This window comes from Loktanella sp. M215, from assembly GCF_021735925.1.
GTDB lineage: Bacteria > Pseudomonadota > Alphaproteobacteria > Rhodobacterales > Rhodobacteraceae > Loktanella.
Genome location: NZ_WMEA01000001.1, coordinates 2,706,143 through 2,720,887 on the forward strand (window position 1 = coordinate 2,706,143; position 14,745 = coordinate 2,720,887).

General features: G+C 65.8%; 12 protein-coding genes. 5 read left to right on the forward strand and 7 right to left on the reverse strand.

What is annotated here, in order from left to right; all coding sequences use genetic code 11:
- Positions 1-18: 18 nt before the first annotated feature.
- Positions 19-567, reverse strand: coding sequence for a pseudouridine synthase (locus tag GLR48_RS13255; RefSeq protein ID WP_237062159.1), 549 nt, complete (start codon positions 565-567; stop codon positions 19-21).
- A gap of 230 nt (positions 568-797) precedes the next feature.
- On the opposite strand from GLR48_RS13255, the gene GLR48_RS13260 reads away from it, so the two are divergent.
- Together GLR48_RS13260 and GLR48_RS13265 are read left to right on the forward strand one after the other, a co-directional pair.
- Positions 798-1,967 (forward strand): type III PLP-dependent enzyme, encoded by a 1,170-nt coding sequence (locus GLR48_RS13260; protein WP_237062160.1) that lies wholly within the window; start codon positions 798-800, stop codon positions 1,965-1,967.
- A 147-nt stretch (positions 1,968-2,114) separates the two neighbouring features.
- On the forward strand, positions 2,115-3,395 hold the full coding sequence (locus tag GLR48_RS13265; RefSeq protein ID WP_237062161.1) for a DUF3422 family protein: 1,281 nt from the start codon (positions 2,115-2,117) through the stop codon (positions 3,393-3,395).
- On the opposite strand, the gene GLR48_RS13270 is transcribed toward GLR48_RS13265, so the two are convergent.
- From GLR48_RS13270 to GLR48_RS13295, 6 genes are all read right to left on the reverse strand, one after another.
- Complete coding sequence (locus GLR48_RS13270) at positions 3,392-4,735, reverse strand: MATE family efflux transporter (protein ID WP_237062162.1); 1,344 nt, start codon at positions 4,733-4,735, stop codon at positions 3,392-3,394. The genes GLR48_RS13265 and GLR48_RS13270 overlap by 4 nt on opposite strands.
- A gap of 54 nt (positions 4,736-4,789) precedes the next feature.
- On the reverse strand, positions 4,790-5,779 hold the full coding sequence (locus GLR48_RS13275; RefSeq protein ID WP_237062163.1) for an ABC transporter permease: 990 nt from the start codon (positions 5,777-5,779) through the stop codon (positions 4,790-4,792).
- Positions 5,772-6,779, reverse strand: coding sequence for an ABC transporter permease (locus tag GLR48_RS13280; RefSeq protein WP_237062164.1), 1,008 nt, complete (start codon positions 6,777-6,779; stop codon positions 5,772-5,774). Before GLR48_RS13280 ends, GLR48_RS13275 begins: the two co-directional genes overlap by 8 nt.
- A gap of 80 nt (positions 6,780-6,859) precedes the next feature.
- The gene (locus GLR48_RS13285; RefSeq protein ID WP_237062165.1) at positions 6,860-8,587 is read right to left on the reverse strand and encodes a peptide ABC transporter substrate-binding protein; all 1,728 of its coding nucleotides are present in this window, start codon (positions 8,585-8,587) and stop codon (positions 6,860-6,862) included.
- A gap of 25 nt (positions 8,588-8,612) precedes the next feature.
- On the reverse strand, positions 8,613-9,638 hold the full coding sequence (locus tag GLR48_RS13290) for an ABC transporter ATP-binding protein (protein ID WP_272911408.1): 1,026 nt from the start codon (positions 9,636-9,638) through the stop codon (positions 8,613-8,615).
- Positions 9,628-10,644 carry an ABC transporter ATP-binding protein gene (locus GLR48_RS13295; protein WP_237062166.1) on the reverse strand — a complete coding sequence of 339 codons (1,017 nt, stop codon included), beginning with the start codon at positions 10,642-10,644 and terminating at the stop codon, positions 9,628-9,630. The genes GLR48_RS13290 and GLR48_RS13295 overlap by 11 nt, the downstream gene beginning before the upstream one ends.
- Before the next feature lie 256 nt (positions 10,645-10,900).
- Here GLR48_RS13295 and argE point away from each other — a divergent pair, with 256 nt between their 5' ends.
- From argE to GLR48_RS13310, 3 genes are all read left to right on the forward strand, one after another.
- Complete coding sequence (gene argE / locus GLR48_RS13300; protein WP_237062167.1) at positions 10,901-12,067, forward strand: acetylornithine deacetylase; 1,167 nt, start codon at positions 10,901-10,903, stop codon at positions 12,065-12,067.
- On the forward strand, positions 12,064-13,404 hold the full coding sequence (locus tag GLR48_RS13305; RefSeq protein WP_237062168.1) for an NAD(P)/FAD-dependent oxidoreductase: 1,341 nt from the start codon (positions 12,064-12,066) through the stop codon (positions 13,402-13,404). Before argE ends, GLR48_RS13305 begins: the two co-directional genes overlap by 4 nt.
- Before the next feature lie 66 nt (positions 13,405-13,470).
- On the forward strand, positions 13,471-14,634 hold the full coding sequence (locus GLR48_RS13310) for a M20 aminoacylase family protein (protein ID WP_237062169.1): 1,164 nt from the start codon (positions 13,471-13,473) through the stop codon (positions 14,632-14,634).
- The last annotated feature ends 111 nt before the right edge of the window (positions 14,635-14,745 follow it).

Sequence of the window (14,745 nt, forward strand, 5' to 3'; positions counted from 1 at the left end):
ATGGGTTAACGGGGACCCTTAACCGGTGACATCGCGCCATGTGCCGGGGGCCAGATCGTCCAGCGACCAGTCGCCGATCCGCCAGCGCACGAGGCGCAGGGTCGGGTGGCCGGCGTGGGCGGTCATGCGGCGGACCTGACGGTTGCGGCCTTCGGTGATCGTCAGTTCCAGCCAGGTATCGGGGACGGATTTGCGGAATCGCACCGGTGGCACGCGCGGCCACAGGTCCGGGGTGTCGATGCGTCGCACCTGTGCCGGGCGGGTCGGGCCGTCCTTGAGCGTGACGCCACGGCGCAGGGCGGCGAGGGTGGTTTCCGCAGGGTCACCTTCGACCTGCACGAGGTAGGTTTTCGGCGCCTTGAAGCGGGGATCGCTGATCCGGGCCTGCAGGGCGCCGTCGTCGGTCAGAAGAAGCAGCCCCTCGCTGTCGCGGTCAAGGCGGCCTGCGGGGTAAACCCTTGGCACGTCGATGAAATCCGACAGGGTGGCGCGGGGTGTCGGGCTGCGCGCATCGGTGAATTGCGACAGCACGTCGAAGGGTTTGTTGAACAGGATCAGGCGCGACATGGGGGCGGTCTAGCGGGCGGCGCGGCGTCTTGCAAAATATTTACCACGATCCTGAAAATCCTCTTGATTGGTCCCCGCGATTGCATCAAATGCGCCTTATAGACGCCAACGCACGCGCCTCTGGCCTGCACTTTGCATTGTTCATGCAGCGACGGTAACGTCTCCCTTGGAACTGAGCGGTCTCGGAGGGGGTTGATCCCCTTCAATGGCCGGGTCTACTGGAGATGACCATGATTGCATCAACTGCTGGCGCGCAAGCGCCTGTTCGTGTCGCCACCCCCAAGCTGGACGCTTACGTCGCCGGGCGCGATTTCGACAAACCGACCCTCGTGATCGATTGCGATCGCGTGGAGACGCAATACAACGCGCTGAAGGCGGGCCTTGGTCATGCCGACATCCACTATGCGGTGAAGGCGAACCCCGCCAAGCCGGTGCTGGAGCGTCTGGTCAAGCTGGGGTCGCATTTCGATGCGGCGTCCAAAGGCGAGATCGAGATGTGCATCGCCGCCGGCGCGCACCCCGACACGATTTCCTATGGCAACACGATCAAGCGCGCCTCTGACGTCGCTTGGGCGCATGCCAATGGCATCACGCTGTTCGCCGCCGATGCCGAGGAAGAGCTGGACAAGATCGCGGAACACGCGCCGGGTGCGAATGTCTACATCCGCCTGATCGTCGAGACGTCGGAGGCCGACTGGCCCCTGACGCGCAAGTTCGGCTGCGACGCCGGTCTGGCGCTGACGCTGCTGGACTATGCCAAGGACGTCGGTCTGACGCCGGTTGGCTTTTCGTTCCACGTGGGGTCACAGACCCGCCGGGCCGAGATGTGGGCACCGACGCTGGACCAGATGGCCGAGATCTGGAAAGCGGCCAAGGACGCGGGCCATAACCTGAACCTGCTGAACATCGGCGGCGGTTTCCCGGCGTTTTATGGCGAGGCGATCGACACGCCGACGGTCTATGCCGGCCGCGTGATCGAGCTGGTGACCGAAAAGTTCGGCCACATCCCCCGCATCATGGCAGAACCGGGCCGTGGCATGGTCGCCGAGGCGGGTGTGATCGCCTGCGAGGTGATGCTGGTCAGCCGCAAGTCCGACCGTGACGTGCACCGCTGGGTCTATCTGTCGATCGGACGTTTTTCCGGTCTGGCCGAAACCGAAGGCGAGGCGATCCGCTATCAGTTCGAGACGGACCGCGACGGCGACGCCACGGGGCCCTGCATCATGGCGGGACCGTCGTGTGACTCGGCTGACGTGCTGTATGAAAAGCGCCCGATGAACCTGCCGCTGACGCTGAAAAGCGGTGACCGGGTGCTGATCCGCAACACCGGGGCCTATACCTCGACCTATTCATCGGTCTGCTTCAACGGCTTTCCGCCGCTGGATGTCGTTGTGATCTAAGGGTTTTCCTGATCCGAAGCAATCTGACTGGCGGCGCGCGGTATACCATCGTGCGCCGCTAAGTGTTTCTAAGTGTTGAGCTTTCTTGTTTTACGTGGTGGCAAAGCCCGCTAGGTTGTCGACAACACCATTCAAAAGGCGGCCTAAATGTCAGCGATCGAAGACCACCCCCTGCGCTATGCTCTGGCGAACGAGCTGCACGCGCGGCCGTTTCCGGCGGTGCAGGCCCCGGCGCGGGCAGCCTACCTTGCGATCAAGCCCGCGCATAACGCCGCAGGCCGCGACCGCGAGGCGGACCGGGTGCATCTGATCGCGCTTCTTGACCGCTTTGGCGCGCAGCACCCGCAACCGGGGGCCACGCATTATTCGGGGCATCTGGGCAAGCATCTGCTGAAGTGGGAAAGCCATACGGAATTCGTGACCTTTACCATCTTCGGTCCGGGCGTGGCCGAACGCCCCTATGATGCCAGCACCTTTGCGGTGTTTCCGGACGACTGGCTGCGGCAGGCACCGGGCGTGCGGATCACCTCTGCGCTGATCCGGATCGAACTGCTGGACGGTGACTCGGGCATCGAGGCCAAGGTGGACAATTGGTTCGTGCCGGAAAGCCTTGCGATCAGCCGGGTGCTGGACGGTGAACTGGTCATCGCCTCTGATTTCCGGATCGACACGGGCGGTCACATGCGTTTTGCCGTCTTTGCCCGCAACAAGGCCGGAGAGCGGCGGACGGGGCGCGTCGTGCAGCGCCTGTGCGAGATCGAGACCTACAAGGCGATGTCGATGCTGGGGCTGTCCCGCGCGCGCGATCTGGGGCACGAGATGGCGGCGATCGACGACCGGCTGACCACGCTTCTGTCAGAGATGTGCGGCCCCGTGGGCGAGCCTGCGGCGCTGTTGCAGAACCTGCTGACCGTGTCGGCAGAGCTGGAGAATATCGTCGCCCAGTCGGCGTTCCGGTTCGGGGCGACGGGCGCCTACGAGACGATCGTGAACCAGCGGATCGCCGTGCTGCGCGAGGAGCGGTTCGAGGGGCGGCAGACCTTTGGCGAGTTCATGATGCGGCGGTTCGACCCCGCGATGCGGACGGTGAAATCGACCGAAGGGCGGCTGAAGGCGATGAGCGACCGGGCCTTGCGGGCGGGCGATCTGTTGCGGACGCGGGTGGACGTGGAACGCTCTGCCCAGAACCGCGATCTGCTGGCGAGCATGGACAAGCGGTCGGATACGCAGTTGCGCCTGCAGCGCACGGTCGAGGGGCTGTCGACGGTGGCGATCAGCTATTACGCGGTGTCGCTGGCGATGTATATCCTCGGGCCGCTGGAATACCGGTACGAGATCAGCAAGACGACCATGGCGGCGATCGTGACGCCGCTGGTGCTGTTGGGCGTCTGGGCGATGGTGCAGCGGTTGAAGAAGCACCTTGACTAGGTGAAGGTCAGGCGCAGGCTGCGGGGGTGCAGCAGCGACAGGTGCCACGCCATGACGCAGGCGGCACAGGCTGCCACGACGTTGGCCGCGACGGCGGCCAGCGTGATGCCGGTGAAATCCAGCAAGGCGACGCCCAGCCACGCGCCGGGCAGGTAGAGGGCGAAGATCCGGCCCAGCGACAGGCCCATCGACCAGCCCGCCCGGGACCGGGCGTTCATCGCGGCATTGGCTACGACGACAAAGCCATAGCCAAAGAGCGACCAGCCGACGATGCGCATGTAGGCCGCGGCATAGCCTGCGGTGCCGGTGTCCGAGGTGAGCCAGCCCGCGAAGGTCTGCGCGCCGAAGGCCAGCCCGAGGCCCACGATCAGGCCGTAGGCCAGACAGAAGGCGAAGGCCGCCTGCAGGGTGCGCGCGGCGCGCTGCGGTTTGTCTGCACCCCAGTTCTGACCCACGACGGGGCCGATCCCGGCGGACAGGGCCAGCATCGGCACGAGGGCGATCTGCTGGACCCGCGTGGCCGCACCGAACCCGCCGACGGCGGCATCGCCAAGGGTCGCGACGGCGGCGGTGACCAAGGCCATGCCCGCCGGATTGATCGCGTTTGAAAAGGCGGCGGGGGCGCCGACGCGGGCGAGCTCCTTGAGCGACCACCACAGATCGCGGCTGAGGTCCGCGCACCAGACCAGCACGCCCCGGTGCAGGGCGTAGATGACGGCGATCACGGCAAAGATCGCGCGGGCGATGAAGGTCGCCATGGCGGCCCCGGCGGTGCCGTAGTCAAAGGTGAAGATCAGCAGGGGATCGAGGGCGATGTTGACCAACGCCGCACCGGTCATCAGCAGCGACGGGGCCACGGCACTGCCATGGGCGCGAAACAGCGCCATGGCCTGCATGGTGACGACGAGGAACGGAAAGGACAGGCACCACCACGGCATGAAGGCCGCGATCTCGGTTGCTGTGGCGCCGGTGGCACCCAGCAGGCGGAACAGCCACGGATAGATCAGGTAAATGACGCCGGCCATGACCACGGCAAGCGCCACGCCAAGCCCCACGGCGTGCAGCCCGATGCGGTTGGGGTTGCGGTCGTCACCGATGGCCTGACTGACAGTGGCATTGGCCCCGGCGCTGAGGCCGATGGAGAGCGAGGTGACCGCTGCGGTGACCGGATAGATGAACCCCACGGCCGCGAGGGGGGCACCGCCGAGGCGACCGAGGAAATAGGCATCCGCCAGCCCGACCGACAGCGTGGCAAGGATGCCCAGCACCATCGGGGCGGACAGGCGCGCGAGGGCGCGCCAGACGGGTCCGGTCGTCAGGTCGTGGGTCGTGTCGGCCATAACGTACGGAATCCTTCGGTCCCGCCCCAATGCGGGGCGGGGCGAATGGTTCCGCTACATGCCCCGGATGCGCGGATCGAGCGCGTCGCGCAGGCCGTCACCGATGTAGTTCACCGCCAGCACGGTCAGTGAAATCGCAAGGCCCGGCCAGATCACACGCTCTGGAAAGGCGGTCATGCGGGGGACGGAGTCCGCGAGGATCTTGCCCCATGTGGGGAAGTCGGGCGGGAAGCCGAGGCCCAGAAACGACAGAGCGGATTCGGTGATGATCGCCGTGGCAAGCCCGAGGGTGGCCGAGACCATGATCGGCGACAGCACGTTGGGCAGCAGGTGGCGGGTGATGATCCGGCGCGAGGGCGTGCCGATGGACCGCGCGGCGAGGACGTATTCACGCTCTTTCAGCGCCAGCACGTCGCCGCGCACGATGCGGGCGGTGTGCATCCAGCTTGTGATGCCGATGCCGGTCACGATCAGGATGAAGATGCCTTCCTCCGGGCCGAAGGCTGAGCGCAGCGGATCGCGGAACAGCAGCATCATCACCAGCAGCAGCGGCAGCAGCGGCAGGGCGAGGAACAGGTCCGTCAGGCGCATCAACGCGCCGTCGAGGCGGTTGAAGTAGCCCGCGACGACACCGACGAAAGTGCCGATCAGGATCGCGAGGACCATCGCGGCGGCGCCCACCGCAAGGCTGATACGGCCGCCCTGCATGATCTGCGCCATCAGGTCGCGGCCCAGATTGTCGGTGCCCATGGGGTGCGCCCACGCGACCTTGTCTGTCCCCCAAAGCGCGTTGACGATGGGGCGGATATCCTTGTTGCGAATGTCGAGGGCGGCGGGGTCGAGGCCCCAGAGCCACGGGCCGATCAGCACGAAGAGGGCGATGAAGATCAGGAAGACCAGCGACGCGACGGCGCCCTTGTGGGTCTTGAACTGGTCCCAGACGTCCAGCCACTGGTTGCGCGCCTTTACGGCCTGCACCGGGGCTGTGGGGTCGCCAGCGACCAGCAGGTTGTCGGCGTCGGCGTGGATGTCACGGTCAGTCATAGCGGATCCTTGGGTCGAACACGCCGTAAAGGACGTCGGCAATCAGGTTGAACATCACGATCAGGATCGCGAAGAGGAAGGTCAGGGTCATCACCATCGGAATGTCGGACCCCTGCAGGGCGATGATCAGCAACTGGCCCAGACCGTTCACCTTGAAGATCTGTTCGGTGATGATGGCACCGCCGAAGATCGACGGGATGCCAAGGGCGATCACGGTGATGACCGGGATCATGGAATTGCGCAGCACGTGCTTCATCACGACGGTGCTTTCGGTCATGCCCTTGGCGCGCGCGGTGCGCACGTAGTCCTGCCCGAGGTTGTCGAGCATCGAGGCGCGCATGTAGCGGCTGACCTGTGCGGTGGTCTGCAGCGCCAGCACCATGACGGGCATGACCATTTGCATCAGCTGCATCTTGAAGGTGGCCCAGCTGTTCACCACCAGTGTCGTGTCATAGATCGACGGCAGCCAGCCCAGCGTCACGGAAAAGATCACGATCAGCAGCACGCCGGAAAAGAACGGCGGCACGGAAAAGCCGATCATCGACACGAAGGTGCCGGCCTGATCGAAGACCGAATACTGACGGTAGGCTGAGATGATGCCGATGGGCAGCGCGATGATGACGCCCACGACGTAGGACATGCCGACCACCCAGAGCGTCTGCGGCAGGCGCTGTGCGATGGTATCGAACACGGGGGAGCGCGACTGGAAGCTGACGATGCGTTGTGCGCCGTCGGCGAAGTTCGTGCCGAACGCGTTGTCGATCCAGTACTGCGGCTCGACGATGAAGAATTGTTTCAGCCACAGGGGGAAGCGGATGAACCACGGCTCTCCGAGCCCCAAGGCGATGCGCATCTTTTCCTTGACCTCTGGCGGGATGGTCAGGGGCATCTGGGCCATGGGATCGCCGGGGGCGAGTTCCAGCAGCATGAAGATCACGAAAGCGATGAACAAAAGCGTCGGGATCGAGATCAGCAGCCTGCGGAAGGTGTAGGTCAGCATGGGTGGGACGCCTTGGTTCAGGACTTTGGGAGGAGGGCGACGAGGTGTCCGGGCGGCGCGGGCCGCCCGGACGAGGTGTCTTACGACTTCATGCGGTACCAGTCGGCGGCATTCCAGAGTTCGGAATCCCATGTGTTCAGGATCACGCCACCCAGCGTCTTGGAGTGGGCGGAGACCCGGCCACGGTCGACCAGCGGCAGCATGGACATGCTGTCCTTGGTCAGCATGTCGTTGAGCTGCTTGGCGATGACGGCGCGCTGTTCCAGCTCTGCGGTCTTGCCCAGTTCAGCGACGAGGGCGTCGTATTCCTCGGAGCAGAAGCGGTTGATGTTCTCGCCCTGCCACTGGGTTTCGGGACGCGGCGCCTTGCCGCAGGTGCGTTCGGCCAGATACGAGCCCGGATCGGTGCCGTCGAAGTTGTTGGCGTACATTTCAACGTCCGCATAGAACTTCTGGAAGGTGTCGGGCGAACCCGGGTCACCGCCGAAGAACACGGAGCCGTCGACGTTGCGCAGTTCAACGCCAAAGCCGATCTGTTCCCACCAATCCTTGATCAGGGCCTGAAAGTCCTGACGCACGGCGTTGGTCGAGGTCTGGTAGAGAATGTTCATCTCGACCCCGTCCTTGTCGCGCACACCGTTGCCGTTGGTGTCGGTCCAGCCGGCTTCGTCCAGCAGGGCCTTGGCGCCTTCGATGTCCTGCGTCAGGCAGCCGGTGTTGTCAGAGGCGAAGAGTTCCGGGGCGGGCACGATGTTGCAGGTCGCACGACCCGCGTCGCCGTAGCCGACCTCGACCAGCAGGTTCCGGTCGATCGCCATGGAGAGCGCGCGGCGGACCTTTTCGTCGGTCAGGAAGGGGTGCGGGTGGGCGGCGGTGGACCGCTCGCCTTCGGGCAGGTCGGGCGAGGGATCGGTCAGGTTGATCTCGATCCGTTCGACCAGCGTGCCGAATGCGGAAATCGGCGTGCCGACGCCGCCTTCGGCCATGGCTGCGATCACGTCGGGGGCCAGCTGCAGGTTCCAGGCGTAGTCGTATTCGCCGGTCTGCAGCACGGCACGGCCAGCGGCCTCTGCGTCGCCGCCGCCTTTGAAGGTGACCGACTGGAACGCGGGCTTGGACGGGTCACGGTAGTTCGGGTTGGCTTCCAGCTGGATCACGTCGTTGGTGCGGAAGTCCTTGACCACGAAGGGGCCGGTGCCGATCGGCATGAAGTTCGCGTCGGTGCATTCGGGGGCTTTCGCGCCGGTGCATTCGGCAAACTGGGCCGCCTGGATGATCGGGGACTGGTTGCCCATGAAGGGGCCGTAGGGGTTCGGGGTCGGCTCGTTGAAGGTGACCTTGGCGGTCAGGTCGTCGATGACCTCGACCGATTTTACGCCTTCGAACTTGGCCAGCTGCGCGCAGCCGCCTTCGGGGTTCATGCAGTATTCGGCGGTGAACTTTACGTCATTGGCGGTGAAGGGGGTGCCGTCGGACCACAGCAGGCCCTCTTTCAGCTTCCATGTGATCGAGGTCAGATCCTCGGCCACGCCGCCGTTTTCGACGGTCGGGATTTCATCGACCAGCCATGGCACGGGGGCGCCGGTTTCGTCGTAGCGGCCCAGCGGCTCGATCACGAGGGAGGCGGCCTCGATGTCCTTGGTGCCACCGGAGAGGTAGCTGTTCATGATGGACGGGGCCTGCCAGTAGATGATGCCCACGGCCCCGTCGCGGCCGCGTTCGCCGCCCGGGTTCGTGTCCTGGGCCTGCGCCATCTGGCCAAAGGCCAGAGTCGCGGCAGCGCCCATGAGGATTGTCTTCAATTTCATCAGGTTCTTCTCCCTTACTGATGCACTACGGATGGCCGGCGGTTGCATCCGCCGTGCCGGTTGACTCGAACAGGTGACAGGCGACGAAGCGGCCCGGTTGCACCTCTTGGTATGTGGGTTCGATCTGTTTGCAGACCTCCATGACCGCCGGACAGCGGGTGCAGAAGTTGCAGCCCTTGGGCGGGTTGGCGGGGGACGGCACGTCGCCTTGCAGCACCACGCGTTCGCGGGTCTGGGCAAGGGACGGATCGGGTTCGGGAACGGCGGACAGCAGCGCCTTGGTATAGGGGTGCAGCGGGTCGTCATAAAGCGGACCGCGCGGGGCCAGTTCGACGACCTTGCCCAGATACATCACCGCGATGCGTGTCGCGATGTGGCGCACCATCGACAAATCATGGCTGATGAAGAGGTAGGTGAGGCCGAACTTTTCCTGCAGGTCTTCCAGCAGATTGACGACCTGCGCCTGAATCGACACGTCGAGGGCGGCGATGGGTTCGTCGCAGACGATGAACTTGGGGTTCAGCGCCAGCGCGCGGGCGATGCCGATGCGCTGACGCTGGCCGCCAGAAAAGGCGTGCGGGTAGCGTTTGGCGAAGCGGCGGTTCAGGCCCACGGCGTCCATCAGCTCGCCGACCTTGGTTTCCTTTTCCGCCGTCGTCAGCTTGGTGTGTTCGTCGAGCGGTTCACGGATGATCGCCTCGACCGTCATGCGGGGGTTCAGGGACGCCTGCGGGTCCTGAAAGACCATCTGCATGGCGGGGCGCAGGGGGCGCAGGTCGCCCTGGGACATCTGGCCGATGCGTTTTCCGTCGATGGCGACCTCGCCGCCGGTGATGTCATAGAGCCGCAGGATCGCGCGGCCGCAGGTGGATTTGCCGCAACCCGATTCGCCGACGAGGCCCAGAGTCTCGCCTTCCATGACGTCGAAGGTGACGCCGTCGACGGCCTTGACCGCACCGGTCTGGCGGCGGAACAGGCCCGAGTAGATCGGGAAGTGCATCTGCAGGTCGCGGACCTGCACGAGCGGGCGTTGTGGCTTGTCATCCAGCATTGGGGGCCCCCTTGGCGACGAAACAGGCCGCATCGTGGTTGCCGCCAAGGTTGTAGCGCGGCGGATTTTCGCGGGCACAGCGCGGGATCGCCACGTCGCAGCGGTCGCGGAACGGGCAGGCGGTGGGGGCGTCGCCCATGATCGGTGGCTGGCCCTGAATGACCGTCAGGCGGCGGGCGCGTTCGCCGCTGATCTTGGGAATCGTCGTCAGCAACGCGCGGGTGTAGGGGTGCTGCGGGTTGCGGAACAGCTCTTTGACGGGCGCGTGTTCGACGACCTGACCGCCGTACATGACGATGACACGGTCGGCGATGCCGGCGATGACGCCAAGGTCGTGGGTGATCCAGATCACGGCCATGCCCAGCTTGTCGCGCAATTCCTTCATCAACTCGATGATCTGCGCCTGAATGGTCACGTCGAGCGCCGTCGTCGGTTCGTCCGCGATCAGCACCTTGGGGTCGCAGGCGAGTGCGATGGCGATCATCACGCGCTGGCGCATGCCGCCGGAAAACTGGTGGGGGTAGTCGTTCAGGCGGTCGGCGGCACCGGGGATGCCGACCAGTTCCAGCAATTCCTGCGCGCGGGCGCGGGCGGCGGATTTGTTCAGGCCCATGTGTTCCTTCAACGGCTCCATGATCTGGTAGCCGATGGTGAAGACGGGGTTGAGCGAGGTCATCGGGTCCTGAAACACGAAGCCGATGCGCCCGCCGCGGACCTTACGCAGCTGCTCTGCGGTGATATCCAGCAGGTCCTGCCCTTCGAAGGTGACGGTGCCGCCGCGCACGTCGGCGGGGGGCGAGGGCAGCAGGCCCAGCAGCGACATCATCGTGACCGACTTGCCGGAGCCGCTTTCGCCGACGACGCCGAGCAATTCACCGGCACCCAAGGCAAAGCTGACGTCGTTGACTGCGTGGACTTCGCCGCCGCGCACGCGGAACACGGTCTTGAGGTGCTGTACGTCCAATACGGGCGTCGTCCCAGCGGGCAAATTGGCCCCATCGGGCATAAGCGAACCTCCCCGGTTCATTTTTAGGCATGCGCCTGTCTTTGATGCAGGTCGGCTGAGGCGGACGGTAACATCGTTTTCAAGGCCTGCAAGGGCAAAGGTCGTTGGCTTGCGACAGTGCCGTGTCGCGCAGGGCGATGCCTGAAAAAGAGGCGCTGCGCATGCTGCAGGTGCGAAATATGGCCGAGGATCGCTTGACCTTTCCCCTTTGGCGCGCAGGGTGGGCGCACGCCCTAGCCCAGACCGGAGACTGCCGATGTCCGCCCCGATGACCCCCCGCGCCCTACTGGAAAAGCTCGTCGCCTTTCCCACCGTCAGCCGCGACAGCAACCACGCGCTGATCGATTTTGCGCAAGCGTATCTGGAGGGAATCGGCGCCGACTGCGTGCGCGTCCCCAGCCCGGACGGCACCAAGTCGGCGCTCTATGCCCATGTGGGCCCCAAGGTGGACGGCGGCGTCGTGCTGTCGGGTCATACGGACGTGGTGCCGGTGGACGGTCAGGACTGGACGACGGACCCCTTTACGGTGGTCGAGAAGAACGGACGTCTTTACGGGCGCGGTTGCTGCGACATGAAGGGATTCGACGCGCTGGCGCTGTGGGCGATGGCGCATGCGGCAGAGGCCGGGATCAAGCGCCCCCTGCAGATCGCGCTGAGCTATGATGAAGAAGTCGGCTGCGTCGGCGCACCGGTGATGATCGACCACATGGTCAGCCACGGCATGCCGCGCGCCGATACGGTGCTGGTGGGCGAGCCGTCGATGATGCAGGTGGTGACGGGCCACAAGGGCGGCATGGGCTTCAAGGTGCATGTGCGCGGGTTCGAGGTCCATTCGTCCAAGATCACCGAGGGCGTCAGCGCCGTGATGCAGGCCGCGCGCCTGATCAACTGGGCCTACGAGGTCAATCAGGAGCAGGTGGCGGCGACGCCGTCGGAGCTGGCGGCGGTCTTCGATCCGCCCTTCACCTCTGTCCATACGGGCGTCATTCAGGGCGGCACGGCGCATAACATCACCGCCAAGGACTGCCATTTCGATCTGTCGTTCCGCGTGGTGCCGGGCGAGGACGTGAACGACTGGCGCGACCGGTTCCTCGCCAAGGTGGCGGAGGTCGAGGCCGAGATGCAGGCGGTGCATCCCGACACCTATATCAAGGCCGAGGCCTACTTTGGCCTGCCGGGGCTGCAGCCCGAAGAGCAGGGCCGCGCCGAGGAGCTGGCGCGGATGCTGACCGGCGACAACGGCAGCCATGTCGTCAGCTACGGGACGGAAGCCGGGCAGTTTCAGGAACGCGGCTACTCTGCCGTGGTCGTGGGACCGGGCGATATCGCACAGGCGCACCAGCCCGACGAGTTCATCGAGATATCGCAGTTCGCGGCCGGTCAGGACTTTATGCGCAAGCTGGTGGAGCATCTGACGCGATGACCTTTCCGATCCGGGCGGATTTGGCGGCGACGTTCCGCGACCCCTTGCCGGACCGGGCCGATGTCGTCGTGATCGGCGGCGGCATCATCGGCGTGATGACCGCGTGGGAGTTGGCCCGCGACGGTGTGAGCGTCGTCCTGCTGGAAAAGGGCCGGGTCGCGGGCGAGCAGTCGAGCCGCAACTGGGGCTGGGTCCGCGCGCAGGGCCGCGATCTGGCGGAACTGCCGATCATGCTGGAGGCGCAGCGGATGTGGCCCGCCCTGGCCGCCGAGGCGGGCGACGTGGGGCTGCGGACGACCGGGACGCTCTATCTGGCCGAGGATGAGGCGCAGATGGCGCGCTATGCGGGCTGGCTGGCGGAGGCGGAAAAGTTTCAGGTCAGCAGCCGGATGCTGAGTGCAGCACAGGTGGCCGAGGCGCTGCCGGGGGCGGCGCGCGGCTACAAGGGTGCACTCTGGACGCCGACGGACATGAAGGCAGAGCCCTGGGTCGCGGTGCCGGCCTTTGCCCGCGCGGCGCAGGCGGCGGGGGCGCAGATCATCGAGGATTGTGCGGTGCGGATGCTGGACCTGATGGGCGGCCGCGTGACCGGCGTCGTGACGGAACGCGGGCTGATCGGGGCGGGCGCCGTGGTGCTGGCGGGCGGTGCCTGGTCGTCACTGTTGCTGCGCCGGCATGGCGTCTCTATTCCGCAACTCTCGGTCCGCGCCACGGTCGCGGCAACGGCGCCGATGGGCGACGTGAATCTGGGCGGTGCGGTGGACAAGCGGCTGGCCTGGCGCAAGCGGGCCGATGGCGGCTATTCGCTGGCGCCAGCGGGCTTTCACGAGCTGTTCGTGGGGCCGGATGCTTTCCGCGCCTTTGGCAGTTTCACCAAATTGCTGTGGGAGGACCCCTTGGGCACCCGCCTGCTGCCCGCCGCCCCGCGCGGATACCCCGACGGTTGGGGCACGCCCCGGCGCTGGTCTGGCGATCAGGTCAGCCCGTTCGAGCGGTGCCGCGTGCTGGATCCCGCGCCGAACGCCGCCCGCGTGGCACGTCTGGCGCGGGATTTTGCGGCGACCTTTCCGAAGCTTGGCGCAGTGAAGATCGCGCAAAGCTGGGCCGGGATGATCGACACGCTGCCCGATGTCGTGCCGGTGGTGGACCACGTCGCGGCCCTGCCGGGACTGACGGTCTGCACGGGGATGTGCGGCCACGGCTTCGGTATCGGCCCCGGCATGGGACGCATCGCCGCGCGGCTGGCTGTCGGAGCATCTGCGGGCCACGACCTGTCGCGGTTCAGGTTGTCGCGATTCTCGGACGGGTCGCGGCTGATCGCTGGGCCGAACCTGTAGGCGGGCGGTCCCTTGCGGACCGCCGACGCCAATGACAGGATCACGCGGAAAAACAGGAGACACCTCATGCCCGTCAAGAACCGCTTTGCCGAACTGCTGCCGGAAATCACGGCGATCCGCCGCGATCTGCACGAACACCCCGAGATCCTGTTCGAGACGCACCGCACGGCGCAGGTGGTGGCCGACCGCCTGACCGCCATCGGCTGCGACGAGGTCGTGACCGGCATCGGGCGTACCGGCGTCGTGGCCGTCATCAAGGGCAAGACCGACACCAAGGGTAAGGTCATAGGGTTGCGCGCCGACATGGACGCGCTGCCGATCACGGAACAGACGGGGCTGGACTATGCCTCCAAGACGCCCGGTGCCATGCACGCCTGCGGCCACGACGGCCACACGGCGATGCTGCTGGGGGCAGCGCAATACCTGGCCGAGACGCGCAATTTCGACGGCACGGTCGTGGTGATCTTTCAGCCCGCCGAAGAGGGCGGCGGCGGCGGGAAGGAGATGTGCGACGACGGCATGATGGACCGCTGGAAGATCGACGAGGTCTACGGGATGCACAACTGGCCCGGCATGCCGCTGGGGTCCTTCGGTATCCGGTCGGGGGCGTTCTTTGCCGCGACCGACACCTTCGAGATCACGATCGAAGGCAAGGGCGGCCACGCCGCCAAGCCGCAGGAAACGGTCGATTCGACGCTTGTCGCCTCCCACGTCGTTGTGGCGCTGCAGTCCATCGCGTCACGCAATGCCGATCCGACCGATCAGATCGTGGTGTCTGTGACCAGCATCGAAAGCTCGTCGAAGGCGTTCAACGTGATCGCCCAGCGGGTGCACCTGAGGGGCACCGTGCGCACGATGTCGACGGACATGCGCGCGCTGGCCGAGACGCGGCTGACCGCGCTGGCGACGGGCACCGCAAGCGCATTCGGCGCGCGGGCTGACGTGACCTATACGCGCGGCTATCCGGTGATGGTGAACAGCGACGATCAGACCGCTTTTGCCGCTGAGGTCGCCCGCAGCGTGTCCGGCGACTGTGCCGAAGCGCCGCTGGTCATGGGCGGCGAGGATTTCGCCTTCATGCTGGAGGAGCGGCCCGGCGCCTATATCCTTGTCGGTAACGGCGACGGCGCAAGCGTGCATCACCCGGAATACAACTTCAACGACGACGCGATTCCGGCCGGCTGCAGCTGGTGGGCCGAGATCGTCGAAAAGCGCATGCCGGCGGCCTGACCTGGCGTCGCGAACGGCCCGGTGGGCCGTGCCTCCGGCGGGGATATTTGAGAAACAGAGAGGGGGGGGGCGCCGCGCCTCCCCTCTCTGTTTTGGAAATATCCTCGGGGG

Coding starts and splice junctions, on each gene's coding strand:
- GLR48_RS13280 (WP_237062164.1), bottom strand. CDS start 6,779: ATGCTGACCTACACCTTCCGCAGGCTGCTGATCTCGATCCCGACGCTT.
- GLR48_RS13310 (WP_237062169.1), top strand. CDS start 13,471: ATGCCCGTCAAGAACCGCTTTGCCGAACTGCTGCCGGAAATCACGGCG.
- GLR48_RS13265 (WP_237062161.1), top strand. CDS start 2,115: ATGTCAGCGATCGAAGACCACCCCCTGCGCTATGCTCTGGCGAACGAG.
- GLR48_RS13255 (WP_237062159.1), bottom strand. CDS start 567: ATGTCGCGCCTGATCCTGTTCAACAAACCCTTCGACGTGCTGTCGCAA.
- GLR48_RS13285 (WP_237062165.1), bottom strand. CDS start 8,587: ATGAAATTGAAGACAATCCTCATGGGCGCTGCCGCGACTCTGGCCTTT.
- GLR48_RS13270 (WP_237062162.1), bottom strand. CDS start 4,735: ATGGCCGACACGACCCACGACCTGACGACCGGACCCGTCTGGCGCGCC.
- GLR48_RS13275 (WP_237062163.1), bottom strand. CDS start 5,779: ATGACTGACCGTGACATCCACGCCGACGCCGACAACCTGCTGGTCGCT.
- GLR48_RS13295 (WP_237062166.1), bottom strand. CDS start 10,644: ATGCCCGATGGGGCCAATTTGCCCGCTGGGACGACGCCCGTATTGGAC.
- GLR48_RS13290 (WP_272911408.1), bottom strand. CDS start 9,638: ATGCTGGATGACAAGCCACAACGCCCGCTCGTGCAGGTCCGCGACCTG.
- argE (WP_237062167.1), top strand. CDS start 10,901: ATGTCCGCCCCGATGACCCCCCGCGCCCTACTGGAAAAGCTCGTCGCC.
- GLR48_RS13260 (WP_237062160.1), top strand. CDS start 798: ATGATTGCATCAACTGCTGGCGCGCAAGCGCCTGTTCGTGTCGCCACC.
- GLR48_RS13305 (WP_237062168.1), top strand. CDS start 12,064: ATGACCTTTCCGATCCGGGCGGATTTGGCGGCGACGTTCCGCGACCCC.